We start from the raw sequence: 5,555 nt of genomic DNA on the forward strand, positions 1-5,555 counted from the left end.
GTACATATGGGCTCCTGGTCTTATCCAGAGGAAGGATTTTTCAAAATTTTTGGAGTGCCTTTGTATAGCGGATTCATGTACGCAAGTGTAGCGAGTTATCTTTGCCAGGCGTGGAGAAGGTTAGAGGTTGAACTGGTTAAGTGGCCACCATTTTTGGTAGTTGTACCTCTTGCAGCTGCGATTTATTTGAATTTTTTCACCCACCATTATTGGATTGATGTTCGTTGGTGGTTGTCTGGACTGGTCATTATCGTCTTTTGGCGATCATGGGTCATATACGAGGTTGCTGGAACTCGTTATCGTATGCCAATCGCACTTTCTTTTATGCTCATCGGATTTTTTATATGGATAGCCGAAAATATCGCAACGTTCTTTGGAGCTTGGGAATATCCAAACCAAACCGATGCATGGAGTCTCGTTCATCTAGGAAAGGTAAGTTCATGGCTCTTATTAGTGATTGTTAGCTTTCTTATAGTAGCGACGTTAAAGCAGGTTAAAGGGAAAAATTCCACTAGGATAGATACTAGTCAATTTTTATAACTGTTAAGAACCCTCTAAAAAAGTCGGATCCTTAGCATAGTAAGGAATTCGACTTTTTTTAGGTTGAAGTTCTCCTAGCGTACAAAATACTGAATAAGATAAATTGGAAAAAGCAACTTTCGAAATGTTGCTTTTTTCAAATATAAATAGCTTTTGATAATACTGCCGGAATGCACTTATTAGGGGTTCTTGTGAAAATATTCCCTTAAACTATAGGGTACTTTAAGGGAGGTTGCTGCGGCAGCCTTTTTTGTATGGAACTAGAGAGGTAGTTTAGTTGAAGAAGCTTAATGTAAACGCACAGTTAATGACGTTTGCTTTCACAATATGACTGTATGGATATGTGCAGTACAGTCTCTCGGTTTTAACGTACTGCGAAGCAACTAGATGTACTATTTCAGCTAAAATTTCTCTTGATTATAAATATCTCTAAAGTAAAATATTGGTAAATCCGGTCGTCGGCAGGTATAATAAAATTATCTTAAAGCAAAGGGGTTGTACCTTATGAGTCAACGAGTCTCCTACAATGATGTTGCACCCGATGGTATGAAAATTATGATGGATATGGAGAAGTACACTAAAAACTCTTCTATTAATCGAACTACTAGAGAGTTGATCAAAATTAGAGCTTCTCAAATTAACGGTTGTGCCTTCTGCATCAATATGCATTCATCCGATGCTAAACTGAACAAAGAATTTATTGTTTAAATACCTGGGAAGAATGYGATTTTTATTCACCTGAAGAAAAAGCTGCTTTGGAACTTACTGAGCATATTACCTTGATACCAACAAAACGAGTTCCTGATGACTTATACAAGCGTGTCCGAGGACATTATGATGAGAAACAATATGTTGATCTAGTTCTTATTATTAATCATATAAACAGTTGGAATAGAATCTCTATTGCAATGGGCAATACTGCAACTAAGAGTTAATTTTCTTAACGAACATCCTATGGTGTTCGTTTTTTCATTTATTTTGTTGCACAATTTGTGTCAACTCTACAATAGGTCTTATAGAACAAACGGATGCTTTATTCAACGAACTGGCGCGTTAGCTTAAGATCGGAGCTGTCTTTAAGGCAAGCTCTTTCTTTATGCAACTAAAGGGGTAGGTTAGCATTCCTGTAGATAGCTATTTTTTGATTTTGAAAAAAATAGAGCCCCTCAGTAAGATATGAGTGTAGATACCACTCTAACTCAAAACTTTAAGGAGGAAGCCCTTATATGAAGTTTAAAATGCAAGACAAACAAAATCACCTAATACTTAATGAGCAAGGCAAGTATTAGTCCAGTGAGGAAGAAACAATATCACACTCATCTCATCTATCTAAAGAAAAGGTTTCCTTTACGATAATACCTGTATTGAATTTTTTCATACGAGGTTAACGAAGGAAGTAAAGCCTTAAAAGAAAGTAAAGGTAATTGAACATCTGGCAATCTGGCATTTTCATTTTTAAGACTTATGACTGAGACAAAATGAAAGTCACTAAATTTGGAAGCAGCAAGGGATGATCTGACGTGCAGGGAAACAGAAAACTACACAAAAAAATCCAGAGTGACACACTACTCTGGATTTTAATATTAAGATACTTGTTCTAGATTTTTATTATTGGCAGGAGGGTGGAATTGATCTTCCCATTTAGAAATAACGATTGCTGCAAGTGCATTACCTACAACATTCACTGCCGTACGACCCATATCAAGAATACGGTCAATACCAGCAATAAATGCTAAGCCTTCAATTGGAATACCGACGGTGCCTAGTGTTGCCAAAAGGACGACGAAGGAGACACCTGGTACACCTGCAATTCCTTTAGATGTAATCATTAACACTAGCATTAAGGTAATTTGCTGCATGATGCTCAAATCAATTCCATACATTTGAGCAATGAAAATGGCTGCTAATGCTTGATATAACGTAGAACCATCAAGGTTGAAAGAGTAGCCTGTCGGAATTACGAATGATGCAATATGTTTTGGACATCCGGCCTTCTCCATTTTTTCCATGATTTTTGGGAGGACGGATTCCGAACTAGCTGTTGAAAATGCTAAAATTAACTCTTCTTTTAGAAGCTTAATCAATTTAAAAATACCAAACCCTACTACTCTAGCAATAATTCCAAGCACGACAAGTACAAAGAAAAGCATTGTTCCATATACTGAAAGCGCTAACTTACCTAAAGGAATTAATGACGCCAAACCGAATTTAGAGATAGTTACCCCTATTAGTGCAAATACACCGACTGGAGCGAATTTCATAATCAAGTTGGTTAAGTAGAACATCCCTTCTGCCGTACCTTGGAAGAATCGAAATACCGGTTTACCTTTTTCTCCAATTGCGGCAATACTAACGCCAAATAATACAGAGAAGAAAATAATGGCTAGCATATCGCCTTCTACCATCGCTTTAATCGGATTCGATGGTACGATGTGAACAATTGTATCTATAAAAGATTCATGCTGCTTAGTTTCTGCTGTATCTACATAACTGGATATATCTGTTTGTTCAAGCTGGTTCATGTTTATACCAGCGCCCGGCTGAAGTAAATTAGCGGAAACCAGACCAACAAGAATTGCTATTTGCGTTACTACCACAAAGTATAAAAGAGATTTGGCACCAATTTTACCTACTGATTTCAAATCGCCTACCCCTGCAACGGCAACAATCAGACTTGAAACAATGATTGGTACAACAATCATTTTAATCATGCGTAAGAACATATCTCCCAATGGTTGTAAATAGCCTTGGGCAGTCTCATTACCATAAAAAATGGCACCAACAATAATCCCTAGAATTAATCCAATGAATATTTGGCTAGCTAAACTTAATTTAATTTTCTTCATTTACTTTCCTCACATTCCATAAAGTCTTTGATGTAAAAACATTTTGTCTCGTAAGGGATACAAGGTATTAAATAGAAAGAAAGTGATTTTTATTTTTTAAAAATTCTGTCTTTATACCGAAAGAAAAGACACTTCGTTTGTCGATTCCTATTGGCGTGACTATTCATACATGTTCCCTTTAGAAGCTGACGAGGTTAGCGCTGTCGGGTTAGGAATTGGAAACACAAATACCCTATTATCTCTGAATTCACCCCTAGCGGAAAACATCTGAAAAATGGTTTCCGGTTCTATTAATAAGATTAAGAGAACCAACTTATAATAAAAATATTAATCTATAAATATTTATTATAGGATTAAGKGACACGTCATCTTTCTCTACGATAATAAAAATTCATCCTCTTCAAATGATATTAAAACATGAGACATTTAAAATCTTTTTAAAATCGCAAGTTGGATATAAAGTTTGGTAATCTTTGAGATATGTGTGTGGTGTAAATCCCCATTTACGCTTCCTCTTTTACCAATTTCATCCTCCTTTTTATCTATGTAGTTCTATTCAGTGAATATAAAATACTTCCTTTCTTCCTTATTTTTAAGGGATGAATCAATAATGTAACATTAAAATGAAGCGCTTACAATAATTATTTAAAGAAAATTCGGGAATATAAGACTTTTTTCGACATTTTTCGATAATTTCCGTATTGTTCACGCACCACCATTATTGTTCTCAATATAAACACTTAATTTTCTTTATATATCGGCTGATTCCTACATTTTTCAAGGTAAACTTGATTGATTTTCTGCCATAACAGTTCCCTTTTTTCATTTTTTTCTTCTATCAAGGGACATTTTGTTTTAAAAGGAAATATTATGAAAATAATGGGGGTTCTATTCGTAAAATATAGGAAAGGGTGTGTATATATTGATTTTTTCACGTACGTAATCACTTTAGGAATTCTCGCATTTATAACCGATTATGTTAAGGAAGATATGGCAACGTTATTCCCATCAAACACTGAAAATACAGTACAGATGTAAAGACACTATTATTTATTATTTCTGTTATTGGTTTATTTTGCTTACTTATGTTTTTTCAAACTAAGAAAAGTAATACTTTTTTATTGCACATGTAATTTCCCTTCGTCATTTTCATTTTTCCATAATTCCACCTATTCCAACAGGTCCACGGCATATGAGTTTTCTTTACCTAGCGGTATGTTCAAACACTGATTTAATTGGACTTTTTTGTATTGTCCTGAAAAAAGTTGATAACTTTAAAAAACTATATTTCTAATAAATGTTGAAAATAAAAGTAGAAGATACATATTCGAGGCTTAAAAATCATATTTAGTAACGATTGATGGAAAATGAATTTTGGAGGCCATGATATGAATGAAAAAGATTCTAAACAGAGGCAGGCTTTATCAGAAGAAGACTATAATGAAAGAAAAAAGTTATATAGAGACCTATCCAAATGGACTAATGATGAGTCAGCTAAACTTCATTCACAGACAGTCGGCTCTAGAGGACCTGTACTGGAACAAGATAGTGTACTCCACGAGTCATTACAAGAGTTTATTCATGAAAAAATATTAGAAAGACCGGTTCATGTGAAAGGATTTGGTGCATTTGGTTATTTTCAAACGATATATTCGATGTCCGAATACACAAAACTGAACTTTTTACAAAATCCTGATCATAAGGTACCTGTAATGGTTCGCTTTTCATTAGCTGTCAGTACGAAAGGAACACCTGATACTTCCAGAAATGTACGTGGTTTCGCTACAAAATTTTATACAGAAGAAGGTGTTTTTGACCTTTTATGTAATCATATCCCCGTCTTTTCTGTTCGTGATGCGATACGTTTCCCAGAATTTATTAAAGCATTCTTACCTTCACCCAAAAATAACTTAATTGACCCTGATAGTTTTTGGAGCTTTGTAGCAAGAGCACCCGAATCTATTCATTTTATTGTACGTCTCTACTCTGACGCAGGTACAGTAAAAAGTCTTCGTCACATACCAGGACATAGTGTGAATACATATGTTTGGAGAAATGCTCAAGGTATTAGAAAGTATGTTAAATACCATTGGTATCCATTTGAAGGTGTACAATACATTGGTCGCGAAGAAGCAAATAGACTAGCCGCTGAAAACCCTGATTATGCTG

General features: G+C 35.0%; 3 protein-coding genes and 1 pseudogene. 3 read left to right on the forward strand and 1 reads right to left on the reverse strand.

What is annotated here, in order from left to right; all coding sequences use genetic code 11:
• Together AC1DUW_RS20165 and AC1DUW_RS20170 are read left to right on the forward strand one after the other, a co-directional pair.
• Positions 1-540: DUF817 family protein (locus AC1DUW_RS20165; protein WP_477643292.1), on the forward strand; the 540-nt coding region annotated here is incomplete at its 5' end.
• Between the two features lie 504 nt (positions 541-1,044).
• Positions 1,045-1,475: pseudogene (locus AC1DUW_RS20170) on the forward strand (carboxymuconolactone decarboxylase family protein).
• A 648-nt stretch (positions 1,476-2,123) separates the two neighbouring features.
• Here the strand turns inward: AC1DUW_RS20170 and AC1DUW_RS20175 are convergent.
• Entirely contained in the window at positions 2,124-3,386 is a 1,263-nt protein-coding gene (locus AC1DUW_RS20175; protein ID WP_477643293.1) for a cation:dicarboxylate symporter family transporter, read from the reverse strand.
• Between the two features lie 1,388 nt (positions 3,387-4,774).
• Between AC1DUW_RS20175 and AC1DUW_RS20180 the strand changes: the two genes are divergently transcribed.
• Positions 4,775-5,555: catalase (locus AC1DUW_RS20180; RefSeq protein ID WP_477643294.1), on the forward strand; the 781-nt coding region annotated here is incomplete at its 3' end.

This window comes from Peribacillus sp. P4_C12 (assembly GCF_056402095.1).

What these genes read in the sequence shown, in the direction of transcription:
- AC1DUW_RS20175 (WP_477643293.1), bottom strand. Translation starts at nt 3,386, where the DNA reads ATGAAGAAAATTAAATTAAGTTTAGCTAGCCAAATATTCATTGGATTA.